The following is a 13,634-nucleotide window of genomic DNA, read 5'->3' as shown; positions in this document are numbered from 1 at the left end:
GCTGACCGGGACCTCAGTGCGCGGCTTCGGCCAGCGAGTAATCGGGCTTGACGGTCTTGAGCAGCGCCAGCATCTCGCCTTCGATGCGGTGCAGCGCGGCCTCGGTCTGGCCCTCGAAACGCATCACGAGCACCGGCGTGGTGTTCGAGGCGCGGATCAGGCCGAAGCCGTCGGGCCAGTCGACGCGCACGCCGTCGATGGTCGAGATGCTCGCGGGCGCGGGGAACTTCACCGTCTTGATCAGCTGGTCGACCAGCGCGTGCGGCTCGCCTTCGGCGCACTTCACGTTGAGCTCGGGCGTCGAGAAGCTGCTGGGCAGGCCGTCGAGCACGGTGCTCGCGTTGGGGCTCTTGCTCAGGATCTCGAGCAGGCGGCAGCCGGCGTAGGTGCCGTCGTCGAAGCCGAACCAGCGCTCCTTGAAGAAGATGTGGCCGCTCATCTCGCCGCCCAGCGGGGAGTCGATCTCCTTCATCTTGGCCTTGATCAGCGAGTGGCCGGTCTTGTAGATCATCGGCACGCCGCCCGCAGCCTCGATGGCCGGGCCCAGGCGTTGCGAGCACTTCACGTCGTAGACGATGGTGCCGCCGGGCACGCGCGAGAGCACGTCCTGCGCGAACAGCATCATCTGGCGGTCGGGGTAGATGTTGTTGCCTTCGCGGGTCACGATGCCCAGGCGGTCGCCGTCGCCATCGAAGGCCAGGCCCAGTTCGGCGTCGCCGGCCTTGAGCGCGGCAATCAGGTCCTTGAGGTTCTCGGGCTTGCTCGGGTCGGGATGGTGGTTGGGGAAGTTGCCATCGACCTCGCTGAACAGCTCGGTCACCTCGCAGCCGATGGCGCGCAGGATCGCGGGGGCCGAGGCACCGGCGATGCCGTTGCCCGAATCGACCACGACCTTCAGCGGCCGGGCCAGCTTGATGTCGCCGACGATGCGCTGTGTGTAGGCCTCGGTCACGTCGACGTTGCGCACGCTGCCGCCGGGGGCGAGCGTGGCGCTGTCGGCTTCCATCACCTGGCGCAGGCCCTGGATGTCGTCGCCGTAGATCGCGCGGCCGGCCAGCACCATCTTGAAGCCGTTGTAGTCGCGCGGGTTGTGGCTGCCCGTGACCTGGATGCCGCTGGTGGCAAGCGTGTGGGCCGCGAAGTACAGCATGGGCGTGGTGACCGCACCCACGTCGATCACCTCGACGCCGGTGGCCACCAGGCCGCGGATCAGCGCCTCGACCAGCGAAGGGCCGGAGAGCCGGCCGTCGCGGCCGACCGCCACGGATTTCTCGCCGGCCGCGCGCGCCGCGCTTCCGAAGGCCTTGCCGAGCGCTTCCGCGATCTCGGGGTCGAGCGTGCTGGGGACGACGCCCCGGATGTCGTAGGCCTTGAAGATCGATGCGCTGAGTTGCATGGCGTTGCCCTGAAAGTTCTCAAAAACGGAAGCCATTGTAGGCATGCCCACCTGCGGCCAGATGTCCGGAAATGGCTACTTACGAGAGGGTGCGACCGTATGATCGATCGCATGGCCCTGGCATCCTCCTCCCCCGCACCCGGCGCACCCGGCGCCGAGCTGGAAAGCGACGCCTGCTACCTCGCGATGACGACGCACGATGCGCGCTTCGACGGCAGCTTCTTCACCGCCGTGACCTCCACCGGCATCTACTGCCGGCCGGTCTGCCGCGTGAAGCTGCCGCGGCGCGAGAACTGCCGCTTCTTCCGCCACGCGGCCCAGGCCGAGGCCGAGGGCTTCCGCCCCTGCCTGCGCTGCCGGCCCGAGCTGGCGCCGCGCGCGGCGAGCTGGTCGACCGAGGACGCTTCGCGCATCCTGGCGCTCCAGGCCGCCCGCCTCATCGACGAACCCGACGCCTGGAACGAGGAGGGACCCGGCGCCGCCCAGATCGCGCTGCGCATGGGTGTGAGCGACCGCCACCTGCGGCGCATCTTCGAGGCCCAGTTCGGTGTCTCGCCACTGCAGTACCTGCAGACGCGGCGCCTGCTCGCGGCCAAGCAGCTGATTGCCGACACCGCGCTGCCGATGGCGCAGGTGGCGCTGGCCAGCGGCTTCGCGAGCGTGCGGCGCTTCAATGCCGCCTTCGTGGCGCACTACGGGCTCAACCCGAGCGCGCTGCGGCGCGCCGGGGAGCAGCCGAGCGGCCACTCCATCGCCGTGCGGCTGGGCTATCGCCCGCCCTACGACGTGGACGCGGTGCTGGGTTTCTTCGCCCGGCGTGCGCTGCAGGGCGTCGAGGCCTTCGATGCCGGCGGCACGCGCCTGGCGCGCACGCTGCGCGTCCAGCATGCGGGCCGCGCCTGCACCGGCTGGATCGAGTTGCGCTTCGACCCGGCGCGCGAGCAGCTGCACCTGGCCGTGAGCGACACGCTGGCCGGCGCGCTGCCGGTGGTGATCAGCCGCGTGCGCGCCCTGCTCGACCTCGACGCCGAGCCGATGGCCATCAACGCGCTGCTGCACGCCGCCTTCCCGCTGGGCGACGGGCTGCGCGTGCCGGGCACGGTCGACGGCTTCGAGCTGGCGGTGCGCGCGGTGCTGGGCCAGCAGATCACGGTGGCCGCGGCGCGCACCATCGGCTCGCGGCTGGTGACGGCCTTCGGCGAGGCCATCGAGACGCCGATCGCCGGGCTCACCCACCTGTTCCCCACGCCGGCCGCGATCGCGGCGGCCAGCTGCGACGCACTGGGCCAGCTGGGCATCGTGCGCCAGCGGCAGGCGGCGCTGCAGGCCCTGGCGCACGAGGTGGCCTCGGGCCGGCTCGCGCTGCATGCCGGCGCCGACGTGCCGGCCACGCTGGCCGCGCTGCAGGCGCTGCCCGGCATCGGCGACTGGACCGCGCAGTACATCGCGATGCGCGCGCTGCGCTGGCCCGATGCCTTTCCCTCGGGCGACGTGGCGCTGCAGAAGGCGCTGGGCGTGGGCACGGCCCGCGCCGCGGCCGAGGCCTCGCAGGCCTGGCGGCCCTGGCGCAGCTATGCGGTGCTGCGCGCCTGGCACACGCCGCCCGCACCTTCCCTCGAACGGAGCACGCCATGAAGTTCAAGACCCCCCTCCTCCACACGCTGCATGTCGACACCGCGCTCGGCGGCGTCACGCTGGCCGCCACCGACGCCGGCCTGGCCGGGCTCTGGTTCGACCGGCAGCGCCACCTGCCCGACATGCGCAGCTGGCAGCCCGACGACGCGCACCCCGTGCTGCGCGCGGCCGCGGCGCAGCTGCAGGACTACTTCGCAGGCACCCGCAGCGATTTCGACCTGCCGCTGGACCTGTCGCACGGCACCGCCTTCCAGCAGGCCGTGTGGCAGGCGCTGCTGGCCATTCCCGCGGGCCAGACCACCAGCTACGGCACGCTGAGCCAGCGCGTGGGCAACCCGGCGGCGGTGCGCGCGGTCGGGGCCGCGGTCGGGCGCAACCCGATCAGCGTGATCGTGCCCTGCCACCGCGTGCTCGGCGCCGACGGCTCGCTCACCGGCTATGCGGGCGGGCTCGAGCGCAAGACCGCGCTGCTGGCCCTTGAAGGCGCCCGGTAGCATCGGGCCCGGCGCTTCGCGCGCCGTCTTCGACGACCCCACCCATGACCACAACGAACAACAACACCGTCACCGCCCTCGCCTCGCCCAAGGCGGCTTCCAACGCCTGGCTCGTCGATCTCGTGCTGCTGGGCGCGCTGTGGGGCGCGTCCTTCCTGTTCATGCGCATCGGCGCGGCCGAGTTCGGCGCGCTGCCGGCCGCCGCGGTGCGGGTCACGGTGGCGGCGCTGTTCCTGCTGCCGCTGCTGTTCCTGCGCGGCCAGGGCGCGGCGCTGCGACAGCACTGGAAGGCCAGCCTGCTGATCGGCGTGCTCAATTCCGGCCTGCCCTTCGCCTTCTTCTGCTTCGCGCTGCTCACCATCAACAGCGGACTCGCGGCCGTGCTCAACGCCACCGTGCCGATGTTCGGCGCGCTGGTGGCCTGGGCCTGGTTCAGCGAACGCCCCAGCGGCTCGCGCATCGTCGGGCTGGTGATCGGCTTCACCGGCGTCGCGATGCTCGCCAGCCGCAGCGCCGGCGTGCATGCCGACGCCAGCAGTTCGAGCGCCACCTGGGCCGTGCTGGCCTGCCTGGCCGCCTGCCTCTGCTACGGCATCGCGGCCAGCGCCACACGGCGCCATCTGAGCGGCGTGCCAGCGCTGGCCACCGCCACCGGCAGCCAGATCGGCGCCACGCTGTTCCTGGCGCTGCCCGCGCTGTGGTTCTGGCCCGAGAAGATGCCCAGCGCGCGCGCCTGGCTGGCGCTCGTCGTGCTCGGCGTGGCCTGCACCGGCCTGGCCTACATCCTGTTCTTCCGCCTGATCGAACGCGCCGGCCCGGCGCGCGCGCTCACCGTGACCTTCCTGGTGCCGGTGTTCGCGGTGTTCTACGGCACCGTGTTCCTGGGCGAGCACATCACGCAGTGGATGGGGGTGTGCGCGGCCGTGATCGTCTGCGGCGTGGCGCTGTCGACGGGGCTGGTGAGGCTGGGCCGGAAGGCCTGAGCGCGGCGAGTCAGATGCTCCCGGCGACCACGTTGATCGACAGGGCCAGCACCAGCATGTTGAAGGCGAAGGCCAGCACGCCATGCACGAGCGTGATGCGCCGCATGTCGCGCGAGGTGACCTGCACGTCCGACACCTGCGAGGTCATGCCGATCACGAAGGAGAAGTAGAGGAAGTCGAAGTAGTCCGGGTCCAGCTTGCCCGGAAAATCCAGGCCCGGGCCGGCCTCGGTCTTCTGCATCTCGGTCTGGTAGTAGCGGTGGGCGTAGTGGAAGGCGTAGATGGTGTGGATCAACAGCCATGACGTCGCGAGCGCGAACATGCCCAGCGCGATGTGCGCGGCCCGCTCGATGCCGTCGAGCTGCTTGACCTGCTGCAGCATCATCGTGATGGCCGAGGCCGACGCGGCCACCGCCGTGAGCGTGATGACCAGGATCAGCACGTTGGGCTGGTCCAGCGACTGGGAGCGCGCCCGCGTGCGCTCGGCATTGAAGGTCTCGGCCAGCCACCAGGCCAGCAGCAGGTAGACCAGCGTGCCGCAGGTCCAGCCCAGCAGGCCGCGCGCGATGCCGCCCATGGGCCAGGGCATCAGGCCCACGGCCAGCCCGGCCGCGGCGCCGTAGGCCAGACGTTGCAGCCCGGCGGCTTTCGAGAGATGTGTTTGCATGGCAGGACTGTAGCCAGGTCAACGCGCCGGTGCGCGCGCTCCCGCAGGCTGCGGCCTTGCGCCGGGGGCGCGCCATGCCGGCCCGGCGAACCTGCCCAAGGAAATCGTCAACCGGCTGAACCAGGAGATCCGCACCGCACTTGCCAAGCCCGAACTGAAGGCGCGCTTCCACTCGCTGGGCTCGGATGCCGAAGCGAGTTCGCCCGAGGAATTCCGTGAGCTGTCGCGTCGCGAAACCGAGAGGTGGGCCGGCATCATCAAGCGTTCGGGTGCAAAAATCGACTGATGTACGACATCACTTCACCAGACACCCCATGACCCCCTGGAAAGCCGCCCAGCCGGGCGATTCGATCGCAGCCATCGACACCCCGTCGCTCGTGCTCGATCTCGACGCGTTCGAGCGCAACCTTCAGAAGATGGCGTCGGCGCTCCAAGGGCACAACGTGCGCCTGCGCCCGCACGCCAAATGCCACAAGACACCGGAGATTGCCAGGCGCCAGTTGGCATTGGGTGCCGTCGGCATCTGCTGCCAGAAGGTCAGCGAAGCGGCCGTGTTCGTGGCCGCCGGCGTGAAGGACGTGCTGGTGACCAATCAGGTGGTCGGGGCCTCGAAACTCGCCCATCTGGCGGCGCTGGCGCGCACGGCGCGCATTGGCGTGCTGGTGGACCATCCGTCGCAGGTGACGCCACTGTCGGACGCCGCCAGCGCGCACCAGGTGACGCTCGACGTCTACGTGGAGGTGGATGTGGGCGCGCATCGCTGCGGCGCAGCCCCGGGGGCGGAATCAGCACGCCTGGCAAGCCTGGTCGCCGCTTCGCCCTCGTTGCGCTTCGCGGGCCTGCACTGCTACCACGGTACCGCGCAGCATCAGCGCACACCGTCCGAACGCGCGGCGAGCATTGCAAACACAGTCGATCTGGCACGCCTGACCCGGCAGGAGATCGAGGCCTGCGGCCTGCAGGTCGAGTGCATCACGGGCGCCGGCACGGGCACGTTTCCTCTGGAGCGGGACTCCGGTGTGTTCACCGAACTGCAGGCCGGCTCGTACATCTTCATGGACCGGGACTACGGCGACAACCAGCGCGGCGAGGGCGATGTGGTGTTCGAGCATGCGCTGTTCGTCAAGACCCAGGTCCTCAGCCGCTCCGGTGCCGATTTCGCGGTGGTCGACAGCGGCCTCAAGGCCTCGAGCGTCGACTCCGGCATGCCCACCGTCTGGAAGCGGCCCGACCTGCGGTACACCAAGGCCTCGGACGAGCATGGCGTGATCCTGACACCGAGCGCCGATGCACTGGCCCTGGGGGACACGCTCTGGCTGGTTCCGGGCCACTGCGACCCGACCGTCAACCTGTACGACGAACTGGTCTGCGTGCGCGGAGACCGTGTCGAGGCGCTGTGGCCCATTGCTGCGCGCGGTTCGCTGCTGTAGGCGCTCGCACGACGAAGTTCTCGCCCGGTCGCATCAGATCCGCGCGGCGGCGAGCCGCCCCAGCGTGACCACCGCCTCCTCGGCCCGCGCATCCCACGCGTGGCCGTAGTTGAGCCGCAGGCAGTTCGCGAAGGCGCGGCTGGCCGAGAAGATCGGGCCTGGCGCCACGCTGATGCCCAGCGCCAGCGCGCGGCGGTGGATCTCGATCGCGTCGACGCCCTCGGGCAGTTCGACCCAGAGGAAGTAGCCGCCGGCCGGCCGGGTGGCACGCGTGCCGGCCGGGAAGTGCCGCGCCACCGCCTCCGCCAGCGGTGCCTGCTGCCCGGCCAGGGTCTGGCGCAGCTTGCGCAGGTGCTTGTCGAAGCCGCCGTGTTCGAGGTAGGTCGCGAGCGCGGCCTGCGCGGGCGCCGAGGCGCCCAGCGTGGTCGTGAGCTTGAGCCGGCCCACGGCCTTGGCGTGGCGCCCGGGCGCGGCCCAGCCGATCCGGTAGCCCGGCGCCAGGCACTTGGAGAACGAGCCGCAGTGCATCACCAGCCCCTGCGTGTCGAAGGCCTTGGCCGGCAGCGGGCGCTTGTCGCCGAAGTAGAGCTCGGCGTAGACGTCGTCCTCGATCAGCGGGATCTCGTGCTGGGCCAGCAGCGCCACCAGCGCCTTCTTCTTGGCCTCGGGCATCAGGCTGCCCAGCGGGTTCTGGAAGGTGGTCATGAGCCAGCAGGCGCGCGGCTTGTGGCGCTCGATGGCGCGCGCCAGCGCCGCCAGGTCGATGCCCTCGCGCGGATGCGTGGGCACTTCGATGGCCTGCAGGCCCATGCGCTCCAGCGCCTGCAGCGCCGCATAGAAGGTGGGTGACTCGACGATCACCGAATCGCCGGGCCGCGTGACCGCCGCCAGGCACAGGTTGAGCGCCTCCAGCGCGCCGTTGGTGACCACGATCTCGTCGGGGTGCACGTGGAGCCCGTCGGCCAGGTAGCGCAGCGCGATCTGGCGGCGCAGTGAGGCGTTGCCGGGCGTGAGGTCGTCCACCGTGCTCCAGGGATCGAGCGTCTTGGCGCTCGAAGCCAGCGCCTGGCCCAGCCGGGCCAGCGGGAACAGCAGCGGGCTCAGGAAGGCCGAGCCGAAGGGCACCACGTCGCGCGTCTTGCTGGCCTCGAGGATCTCGAACACGCGGTCGCTCACGTCGACCGCGATCGAGGCGTCGGCCGGCTGCGAGCTCAGGTCGGGCTCGGGCGGCACCCGGCGGCCCTTGTCGACGGCGGCGGCGACGTAGTAGCCCGAGCGTTCGCGCGCCCGGATCAGGCCGCGCGCCTCGAGCAGGTAATAGGCCTGGAACACCGTCGAGGCGCTCACGCCGCGGCTGGCGATGGTGTGGCGCACCGAGGGCACGCGGTCGCCGGGTTGCAGCACACCGCTGCGGATCGATTCCTCGACATCGGCCGCCAGGGCCTCGTAGCGCTTCATGGAGGGCTCCGGAAGGAGCAGGCGGCACACCTGATCCGTATTTTCTGGGGTGATTCGACCAGCTGAGGCAACTGCGCCGATTCGGTCCCGCCAGTGTATTCCTCTGGAACGCGTTCCTTCTGATCCGGTTTTTCACCAGCCAACTGATGATTCTTCAACTGATGCGTTCGACCTAGCATCGGCTTCCGTCTTCGCCACCGCCCACCGCCTCCGCAGGGAACGGGGCGAAGCTGCCCCACGAGTGCCCATGAATCCCACCGCCCTGCTGCTGGCCACCTTCCTTCTTTCCATCGTCGGCCTGTTCGGCTTCATCTGGTCGCTGCGCAAGGGCCTGTTCGACGCCGAGTCCAGTGGCGCGCGCACCATCTTCTCGCCGGGCGAGATCGGCCGACCCGAAGAGCCCTCGGCCAGCGCCGACCAGCACCATGCGCTCACGCGCGTGGTCGCGGCGCACGCCGGCGAGGTCGCCGGCCCCGCGCCCACCGAGCTGGCCGCGCGCGAGGCGGCCGACCGCTCGAGCTCCTTCCCGGCCTTCATGCTGATCGCCTGCGCCACGGTCTGGCTGGTGGTGGCCTCGGCCGCCGGCCTGCTGAGCTCGCTGAAACTGCACTGGCCCGACCTGCTGACCGACCAGGCCTGGCTCGGCTTCGGCCGGCTACGCACGCTGCACCTGAATGCCGTGGCCTACGGCTGGGCGCCGATGGGCCTGCTCGGTCTGTCGATCTGGATGCTGCCGCGCCTGCTCAAGACGCAGCTGCAGGGCGGACGATTGGTCATCGTCGGCACGCTGCTCTGGAACGCCGGCCTGGTCGCGGGCCTGGGCGGCCTGGCGGTGGGCATCAACGCGGGCATGGAATGGCTGGAGATCCCCTGGCAGATCGGCGCGCTGTTCGCGCTCGGCGGCATGCTGATCGGCCTGCCGATGGCGCTGATGCTGCAGCGCCGCCAGGTGCAGCATCTCTACGTGTCGGTCTGGTACATGGGCGCGGCGCTGTTCTGGTTTCCCACGCTCTACATCGTGGCCAAGGTGCCCGGCGTGCACTTCGGCGTCGAGCAGGCGACCATGAACTGGTGGTTCGGCCACAACGTGCTGGGCCTGTTCTACACGCCGCTGTCGCTGGCCTGCGTCTACTACTTCCTGCCCAAGGTCATCGGCCGGCCGGTGCGCTCGTACAACCTCTCGCTGCTGGGCTTCTGGACGCTGGCCTTCTTCTACGGCCAGGTCGGCGCGCACCACCTGATCGGCGGGCCGATCCCCGAATGGCTGATCACGCTGTCGATCGTGCAGAGCGTGATGATGGTGATCCCGGTGGTCGCGTTCTCGGTCAACCAGCACCTCACGCTCAAGGGCCACTTCGGCGCGCTGCGGCATTCGCACGTGCTGCGCTTCATCGTCTTCGGCGCCGTGATGTACACCTTCGCCTCGCTGCAGGGTTCGTTCCAGGCGCTGCGCTCCTTCAACGCGGTCACGCACTTCACCCACTTCACCGTGGCCCACGCCCACCTGGGCATGTACGGCTTCGTCTCGATGGTGATCTTCGGCGGCGTCTACTTCGCGCTGCCGCGCATCCTCGACGTGCGCTGGCCGCAGCCGGCGCTGATCAGCCTGCACTTCTGGCTGGTGGTGGCGGGCTTCACGGTCTACATGGTGACGCTGAGCATCGGCGGCGTGCTGCAGGGGCTGATCCTGCTCGACCCGGCGCGCCCCTTCATGGACGCGGTGGCGGTCACGCTGCCCTGGCTGCAGGGCCGCTCGGTCGGCGGCGCGCTGATGACGCTCGGCCACCTGGTGTTCGCCTGGCACGTGCTGCTGATCTCCGCGCGCTCGGGCGTGTTCGCCCCCGCCGAGCGCCTCGCCGCGCCCGTCACCACCGCCTGAGGCCCCCTGATGGAAAACGAACTCAAGCTCGTCAGCGGGGCCATGGTCACGCTGTCCCTCGCCACCGCGGCCATGATCGTGGTGCCCTTCCTGCAGCTCAAGGACGATCCGGCGCCACCGGCGCTCAAGCCCTACTCGAGCCAGGAGCTGCGCGGCCGCGCGGTCTACATGGCCAACGGCTGCATCGCCTGCCACACGCAGCAGCCCAGCACCACCGGCGCGGGCATCGCCGACGCGCGCCGCGGCTGGGGCCGCGCCTCGGTGGCCGGCGACTACCACTACGACGCGCCGCCGCTGCTGGGCACCATGCGCACCGGCCCCGACCTGTTCAACATCGGCGTGCGCCAGCCCAGCGCCGACTGGCACCTGGGCCACCTGTTCCAGCCGCGCGCCTATGTGGCCGGCAGCAACATGCCGGCCTACCGCTTCCTGTTCGAGGTCAAGAACGAGCAGACCGTGACCAAGGGCGAGCGCGTGGTCACGCTGCCGCCGGGCACGGTGTCGCTCAGCGAGATCGTGGTGGCGAAGCCCGAGGCGCTCGACCTCGTGGCCTACCTGCAGAGCCTGAAGCGCGAATACCCGGTGCTCACGCCGGCCCAGGCCGAGGCGGTGATCCGCCTGCTGCCGCCCGGCCGCGCCACCGGCGTGCCCGAGACCCCCACCGAAGGACAGAAGCCCGATGCCCCCGCCGCCGCAAAACCGTAAAAGCGAACACGACGATCCGCACGAGCAGTACAACCCGGTGCCGCACGTGGTGCTGGCCCTGGTCGGTGCGCTGATCGCCTGGGCGCTGGCCTACATCGTGCTGGCGCGGCCCGACGGCCTGGCCGGCCTGGGCGACCAGCGCCAGCCGGCCACGCTGGCGCAGGGCGCGGCCGCGGCGCCGGGCGGCGCGGTCGATGGCCGCCAGCTCTTCGTCGCCAAGTGCCAGGCCTGCCACCAGGCCAACGGCCAGGGCCTGCCGGGCGTGTTCCCGCCGCTCGCGGGCGCATCCTGGGTGAAGGACGCGCCCGCGCTGCCGGTGCAGATCCTGCTGCACGGCCTGAACGGTCCGATCGAGGTCGCGGGCACCACCTACAACGGCGCCATGCCGGCCTTCGGCGAGCAGATGAACGACGCCGAACTCGCGGCCGTGCTGAGCTTCGTGCGCGGCGAATGGGGCAACGACAGCCCGCCGGTCACGGCCGACGCGGTGCAGGCCGCGCGCGCGGCGTCGGCCAGTCGCACCGAACCGTGGAACGGCGTGAAGGCACTGCAGGACTTCCTGGCCAGGGCGGACGCCACGCCATGAGCGCCGCGCGCACGGCGCTCGCCACGCTGGCCGTCGCGGCGCTGGCGCTCGCGGCCTTCGCGGGCGTGACGCGCGGCTTCGCGGCCGTGACCTCCGACGGCGTGCGGCGCGCCGACATCGAACAGGCGCCGCGTGCGCTGCCGGACCTCGCCCTGGTCGACGGGGCGGCCCGCCGCCTTGCGCTGAGCGACTACGCGGCACCGAACGCGCCGATCACCTTCGTGACGCTGCAGTACCTGCGCTGCCAGACCGTGTGCCTGACCAGCGCCTCGGGCCAGTCCTGGCTGCAGTCGGAGATCCGGGCCCGCGGACTCGAAGGGCAGATGCGCCTGCTCACGCTGAGCTTCGACCCCGCCAACGACACGCCCGCGGTACTGGCGGAACATGCGCGGCGGCTCGACGCCGACCCCGCGCTGTGGCGCTTCGCCACGGTGGCCGATGCCGCACAGCTGGCGCAGATGCTCGCGCTGTTCGGCGTGGTGGTGCTGCCCGATGGCCTGGGCGGCTATGTGCATAACGCGGCGCTGTTCGTGGTCGACGGCCAGGGCCGGCTCGCCCATGCCTACGACGTCGACCGGCCCGACATCGCGCTGGCCGCGCAGCTGCGCGCGCCATGACACCCGCCACGCACCGCACGCTGATCGCCTGCGCACCGGCGCTGGGGATCGCCGCGCTCGCGCCCGCACACCCCTGGCTCGAACACACGATGGCACGGCACATGGGGCTCGAGCTGCCAGCCCTGTTCCTGCTGGGCTGCGCGCTGCCGCGGTGCAGCGGTGCGGCACGCTCGCAACGCTTCGCCGCCTGGAACGCGCACGGCCTGCCGGGCCTGCTGGCCGCTCTGTGCACCACCGGCTTCTGGATGCTGCCGGCCGCACTCGACCGCGCGGTGCTGCACGAGGGCTTGGCGCTGGCCAAGGTGGCGAGCCTGGTGGCTGCAGGCGCCTGGGCTGCCGCCTCGTGGCCGCGCGCGGGCACGGTGCTGCAGGCCTTCTTCGTGCTCAACGGCTTCTGGATGATGCTGGCCGCGGGCCTGCTCTACCAGGAGGCGCCGCTGCAGTTGTGCGCGGTCTACCTGGTCGACCAGCAACCCACGGCCGGTCGCGCGCTGGTGCTCTGGGCCGTGGCGGGCCTGGCTCTGTGGCTGGCGCACCTGGCCTTCGTGTCGCGCGTTTTCACGCAGGCGGACGACGACGCATCGGCCGCGGCGGCCACGCCATGATGCAGGCCCTTGCCACGCTGATCGGCCTCCAGCTGCTGGGCGAGATGCTGGTGCTGGGCTTCGGCCTGCCGCTGCCCGGCGCCTTGGTCGGCATGCTGCTGCTGTCGGCGGCGCTGGCGGTGATGGGCTATGTGCCGGCCGCGCTGGAGCGCACCGCCGGCACGCTGCTGCAGCACATGATGCTGCTGTTCTTGCCCGCGGTGGCCGGCGTGATGTTGCACTTCGAGCGCGTGGCCCGCGAATGGCGACCCTTTCTCGCGGCCTGCGTGGTGGGCGCGATCGTCACGCTGGCCGTGACCGCGCTCACGCTGAACTGGCTGTTGCGGCGCCAGGCGGCCGACGCGCCATGACCGCGGCATCGGTACCGGACTGGGCACGCTTCGCCGCCTCGCCCTTGCTCTGGCTGGGCGTGACGCTGGCGGCCTACCTGCTCGCGCAATGGCTCTACCGCTGCAGCGGCGGCCGCCCGCTGCTGATCCCGGTGTTCACCGCGGTCGCGCTGGTGGTCGGCGTGCTGTGGCTCAGCGGCACGCCCTACCCGGTCTATGCGCAGGGCACGCAGCTGCTGACTTTGCTCGTCGGGCCGGCGACGGTCGCGCTCGCGGTGCCGCTGTTCGGGCACCGGGCCCGGCTCAAGGCCATCTGGCGACCGCTGTGCATCGCGCTGGCGGTGGGCTCCCTCACGGCCATCGCTTCGGCCGTGGGCGTGGCCTGGGCGCTGGGCGGCTCGCGCGAGACGCTGATGTCGCTGGCGCCCAAGTCGGCCACCATGCCGATCGCGATGCCGGTGGCCGAACGCTTCGGCGGGCTGCCGGCGCTGGCTGCGGTGGCGGTGGCGCTCACGGGCATCGCCGGCACCGTGGTCTCGCGCCCGCTGCTCGACCTGCTGCGGGTGCACGACCCGGCCGCGCGCGGCTTCGCGATCGGGCTCACGGCCCATGCGATCGGCATGGCGCGCGAGCTGCAGGAGCACCCGGGCACGGGCGCCTTCGCCGCGCTGGCCATGGGGCTCAACGGCATCGCGACCGCGCTGCTGATGCCGCTGGCGGTCGTGTGTTTCCAGTGCATCGGCTGGCTGTAGACCCCAACTGCTAGGGTCGAAGCGACCGCAACTGATGCTGTTCGGCTCCGGACCCACAGCCGACAATCGGCCCTGTCCCCGCGCGCGCCCGAGTGCGT

14 protein-coding genes are annotated in these 13,634 nt (G+C 71.1%); 11 read left to right on the top strand and 3 right to left on the bottom strand.

Annotated features, from left to right (window positions below):
• Nucleotides 1-13: 13 nt before the first annotated feature.
• The gene (locus K0H49_RS27030; RefSeq protein WP_219219481.1) at nt 14-1,396 is read right to left on the bottom strand and encodes a phosphomannomutase/phosphoglucomutase; all 1,383 of its coding nucleotides are present in this window, start codon (nt 1,394-1,396) and stop codon (nt 14-16) included.
• A 111-nt stretch (nt 1,397-1,507) separates the two neighbouring features.
• Between K0H49_RS27030 and K0H49_RS27025 the strand changes: the two genes are divergently transcribed.
• The 3 genes from K0H49_RS27025 to K0H49_RS27015 are packed head-to-tail and all read left to right on the top strand — an operon-like array spanning nt 1,508 to nt 4,508.
• Nucleotides 1,508-3,031 (top strand): AlkA N-terminal domain-containing protein, encoded by a 1,524-nt coding sequence (locus K0H49_RS27025; protein ID WP_219219478.1) that lies wholly within the window; start codon nt 1,508-1,510, stop codon nt 3,029-3,031.
• On the top strand, nt 3,028-3,525 hold the full coding sequence (locus tag K0H49_RS27020) for a methylated-DNA--[protein]-cysteine S-methyltransferase (protein WP_219219476.1): 498 nt from the start codon (nt 3,028-3,030) through the stop codon (nt 3,523-3,525). Before K0H49_RS27025 ends, K0H49_RS27020 begins: the two co-directional genes overlap by 4 nt.
• A 44-nt stretch (nt 3,526-3,569) precedes the next feature.
• Nucleotides 3,570-4,508 carry a DMT family transporter gene (locus K0H49_RS27015; protein WP_219219475.1) on the top strand — a complete coding sequence of 313 codons (939 nt, stop codon included), beginning with the start codon at nt 3,570-3,572 and terminating at the stop codon, nt 4,506-4,508.
• A 10-nt stretch (nt 4,509-4,518) separates the two neighbouring features.
• Here K0H49_RS27015 and K0H49_RS27010 read toward each other — a convergent pair whose 3' ends face one another.
• The gene (locus K0H49_RS27010) at nt 4,519-5,175 is read right to left on the bottom strand and encodes a DUF1345 domain-containing protein (protein WP_219219473.1); all 657 of its coding nucleotides are present in this window, start codon (nt 5,173-5,175) and stop codon (nt 4,519-4,521) included.
• A 314-nt stretch (nt 5,176-5,489) separates the two neighbouring features.
• Between K0H49_RS27010 and K0H49_RS27000 the strand changes: the two genes are divergently transcribed.
• A complete protein-coding gene (locus K0H49_RS27000; RefSeq protein ID WP_219219471.1) occupies nt 5,490-6,605 on the top strand; it encodes a DSD1 family PLP-dependent enzyme in 1,116 nt (371 codons plus the stop codon).
• A 33-nt stretch (nt 6,606-6,638) separates the two neighbouring features.
• Here the strand turns inward: K0H49_RS27000 and K0H49_RS26995 are convergent, their stop codons facing one another.
• Nucleotides 6,639-8,063 carry an aminotransferase-like domain-containing protein gene (locus tag K0H49_RS26995; RefSeq protein ID WP_219219469.1) on the bottom strand — a complete coding sequence of 475 codons (1,425 nt, stop codon included), beginning with the start codon at nt 8,061-8,063 and terminating at the stop codon, nt 6,639-6,641.
• 247 nt (nt 8,064-8,310) lie between these two features.
• Here K0H49_RS26995 and K0H49_RS26990 point away from each other — a divergent pair, with 247 nt between their 5' ends.
• The 7 genes from K0H49_RS26990 to K0H49_RS26960 are packed head-to-tail and all read left to right on the top strand — an operon-like array spanning nt 8,311 to nt 13,536.
• Entirely contained in the window at nt 8,311-9,942 is a 1,632-nt protein-coding gene (locus tag K0H49_RS26990; protein WP_219219467.1) for a cbb3-type cytochrome c oxidase subunit I, read from the top strand.
• A 9-nt stretch (nt 9,943-9,951) separates the two neighbouring features.
• Complete coding sequence (locus tag K0H49_RS26985) at nt 9,952-10,647, top strand: cbb3-type cytochrome c oxidase subunit II (RefSeq protein WP_219219464.1); 696 nt, start codon at nt 9,952-9,954, stop codon at nt 10,645-10,647.
• Nucleotides 10,622-11,233, top strand: coding sequence for a c-type cytochrome (locus K0H49_RS26980; RefSeq protein ID WP_219219461.1), 612 nt, complete (start codon nt 10,622-10,624; stop codon nt 11,231-11,233). Before K0H49_RS26985 ends, K0H49_RS26980 begins: the two co-directional genes overlap by 26 nt.
• Nucleotides 11,230-11,850, top strand: coding sequence for an SCO family protein (locus K0H49_RS26975; RefSeq protein WP_219219459.1), 621 nt, complete (start codon nt 11,230-11,232; stop codon nt 11,848-11,850). Before K0H49_RS26980 ends, K0H49_RS26975 begins: the two co-directional genes overlap by 4 nt.
• The gene (locus K0H49_RS26970; protein WP_219219457.1) at nt 11,847-12,455 is read left to right on the top strand and encodes a hypothetical protein; all 609 of its coding nucleotides are present in this window, start codon (nt 11,847-11,849) and stop codon (nt 12,453-12,455) included. Before K0H49_RS26975 ends, K0H49_RS26970 begins: the two co-directional genes overlap by 4 nt.
• Nucleotides 12,452-12,805 (top strand): CidA/LrgA family protein, encoded by a 354-nt coding sequence (locus K0H49_RS26965; protein WP_219219455.1) that lies wholly within the window; start codon nt 12,452-12,454, stop codon nt 12,803-12,805. Before K0H49_RS26970 ends, K0H49_RS26965 begins: the two co-directional genes overlap by 4 nt.
• A complete protein-coding gene (locus tag K0H49_RS26960; protein ID WP_219219453.1) occupies nt 12,802-13,536 on the top strand; it encodes an LrgB family protein in 735 nt (244 codons plus the stop codon). The genes K0H49_RS26965 and K0H49_RS26960 overlap by 4 nt, the downstream gene beginning before the upstream one ends.
• Nucleotides 13,537-13,634 lie beyond the last annotated feature (98 nt).

Source organism: Variovorax boronicumulans, assembly GCF_019352895.1.
Taxonomy (GTDB): domain Bacteria; phylum Pseudomonadota; class Gammaproteobacteria; order Burkholderiales; family Burkholderiaceae_C; genus Variovorax; species Variovorax boronicumulans_A.
Note: the sequence above shows the minus strand (reverse complement) of the source record. Positions and strands in the feature narration are given on the sequence as shown.

Bases quoted from the DNA above. Each gene is read 5' to 3' on its own strand.
- K0H49_RS27030 (WP_219219481.1), bottom strand. From the start codon at position 1,396: ATGCAACTCAGCGCATCGATCTTCAAGGCCTACGACATCCGGGGCGTC.
- K0H49_RS27025 (WP_219219478.1), top strand. From the start codon at position 1,508: ATGGCCCTGGCATCCTCCTCCCCCGCACCCGGCGCACCCGGCGCCGAG.
- K0H49_RS27020 (WP_219219476.1), top strand. From the start codon at position 3,028: ATGAAGTTCAAGACCCCCCTCCTCCACACGCTGCATGTCGACACCGCG.
- K0H49_RS27015 (WP_219219475.1), top strand. From the start codon at position 3,570: ATGACCACAACGAACAACAACACCGTCACCGCCCTCGCCTCGCCCAAG.
- K0H49_RS27010 (WP_219219473.1), bottom strand. From the start codon at position 5,175: ATGCAAACACATCTCTCGAAAGCCGCCGGGCTGCAACGTCTGGCCTAC.
- K0H49_RS27000 (WP_219219471.1), top strand. From the start codon at position 5,490: ATGACCCCCTGGAAAGCCGCCCAGCCGGGCGATTCGATCGCAGCCATC.
- K0H49_RS26995 (WP_219219469.1), bottom strand. From the start codon at position 8,063: ATGAAGCGCTACGAGGCCCTGGCGGCCGATGTCGAGGAATCGATCCGC.
- K0H49_RS26990 (WP_219219467.1), top strand. From the start codon at position 8,311: ATGAATCCCACCGCCCTGCTGCTGGCCACCTTCCTTCTTTCCATCGTC.
- K0H49_RS26985 (WP_219219464.1), top strand. From the start codon at position 9,952: ATGGAAAACGAACTCAAGCTCGTCAGCGGGGCCATGGTCACGCTGTCC.
- K0H49_RS26980 (WP_219219461.1), top strand. From the start codon at position 10,622: ATGCCCCCGCCGCCGCAAAACCGTAAAAGCGAACACGACGATCCGCAC.
- K0H49_RS26975 (WP_219219459.1), top strand. From the start codon at position 11,230: ATGAGCGCCGCGCGCACGGCGCTCGCCACGCTGGCCGTCGCGGCGCTG.
- K0H49_RS26970 (WP_219219457.1), top strand. From the start codon at position 11,847: ATGACACCCGCCACGCACCGCACGCTGATCGCCTGCGCACCGGCGCTG.
- K0H49_RS26965 (WP_219219455.1), top strand. From the start codon at position 12,452: ATGATGCAGGCCCTTGCCACGCTGATCGGCCTCCAGCTGCTGGGCGAG.
- K0H49_RS26960 (WP_219219453.1), top strand. From the start codon at position 12,802: ATGACCGCGGCATCGGTACCGGACTGGGCACGCTTCGCCGCCTCGCCC.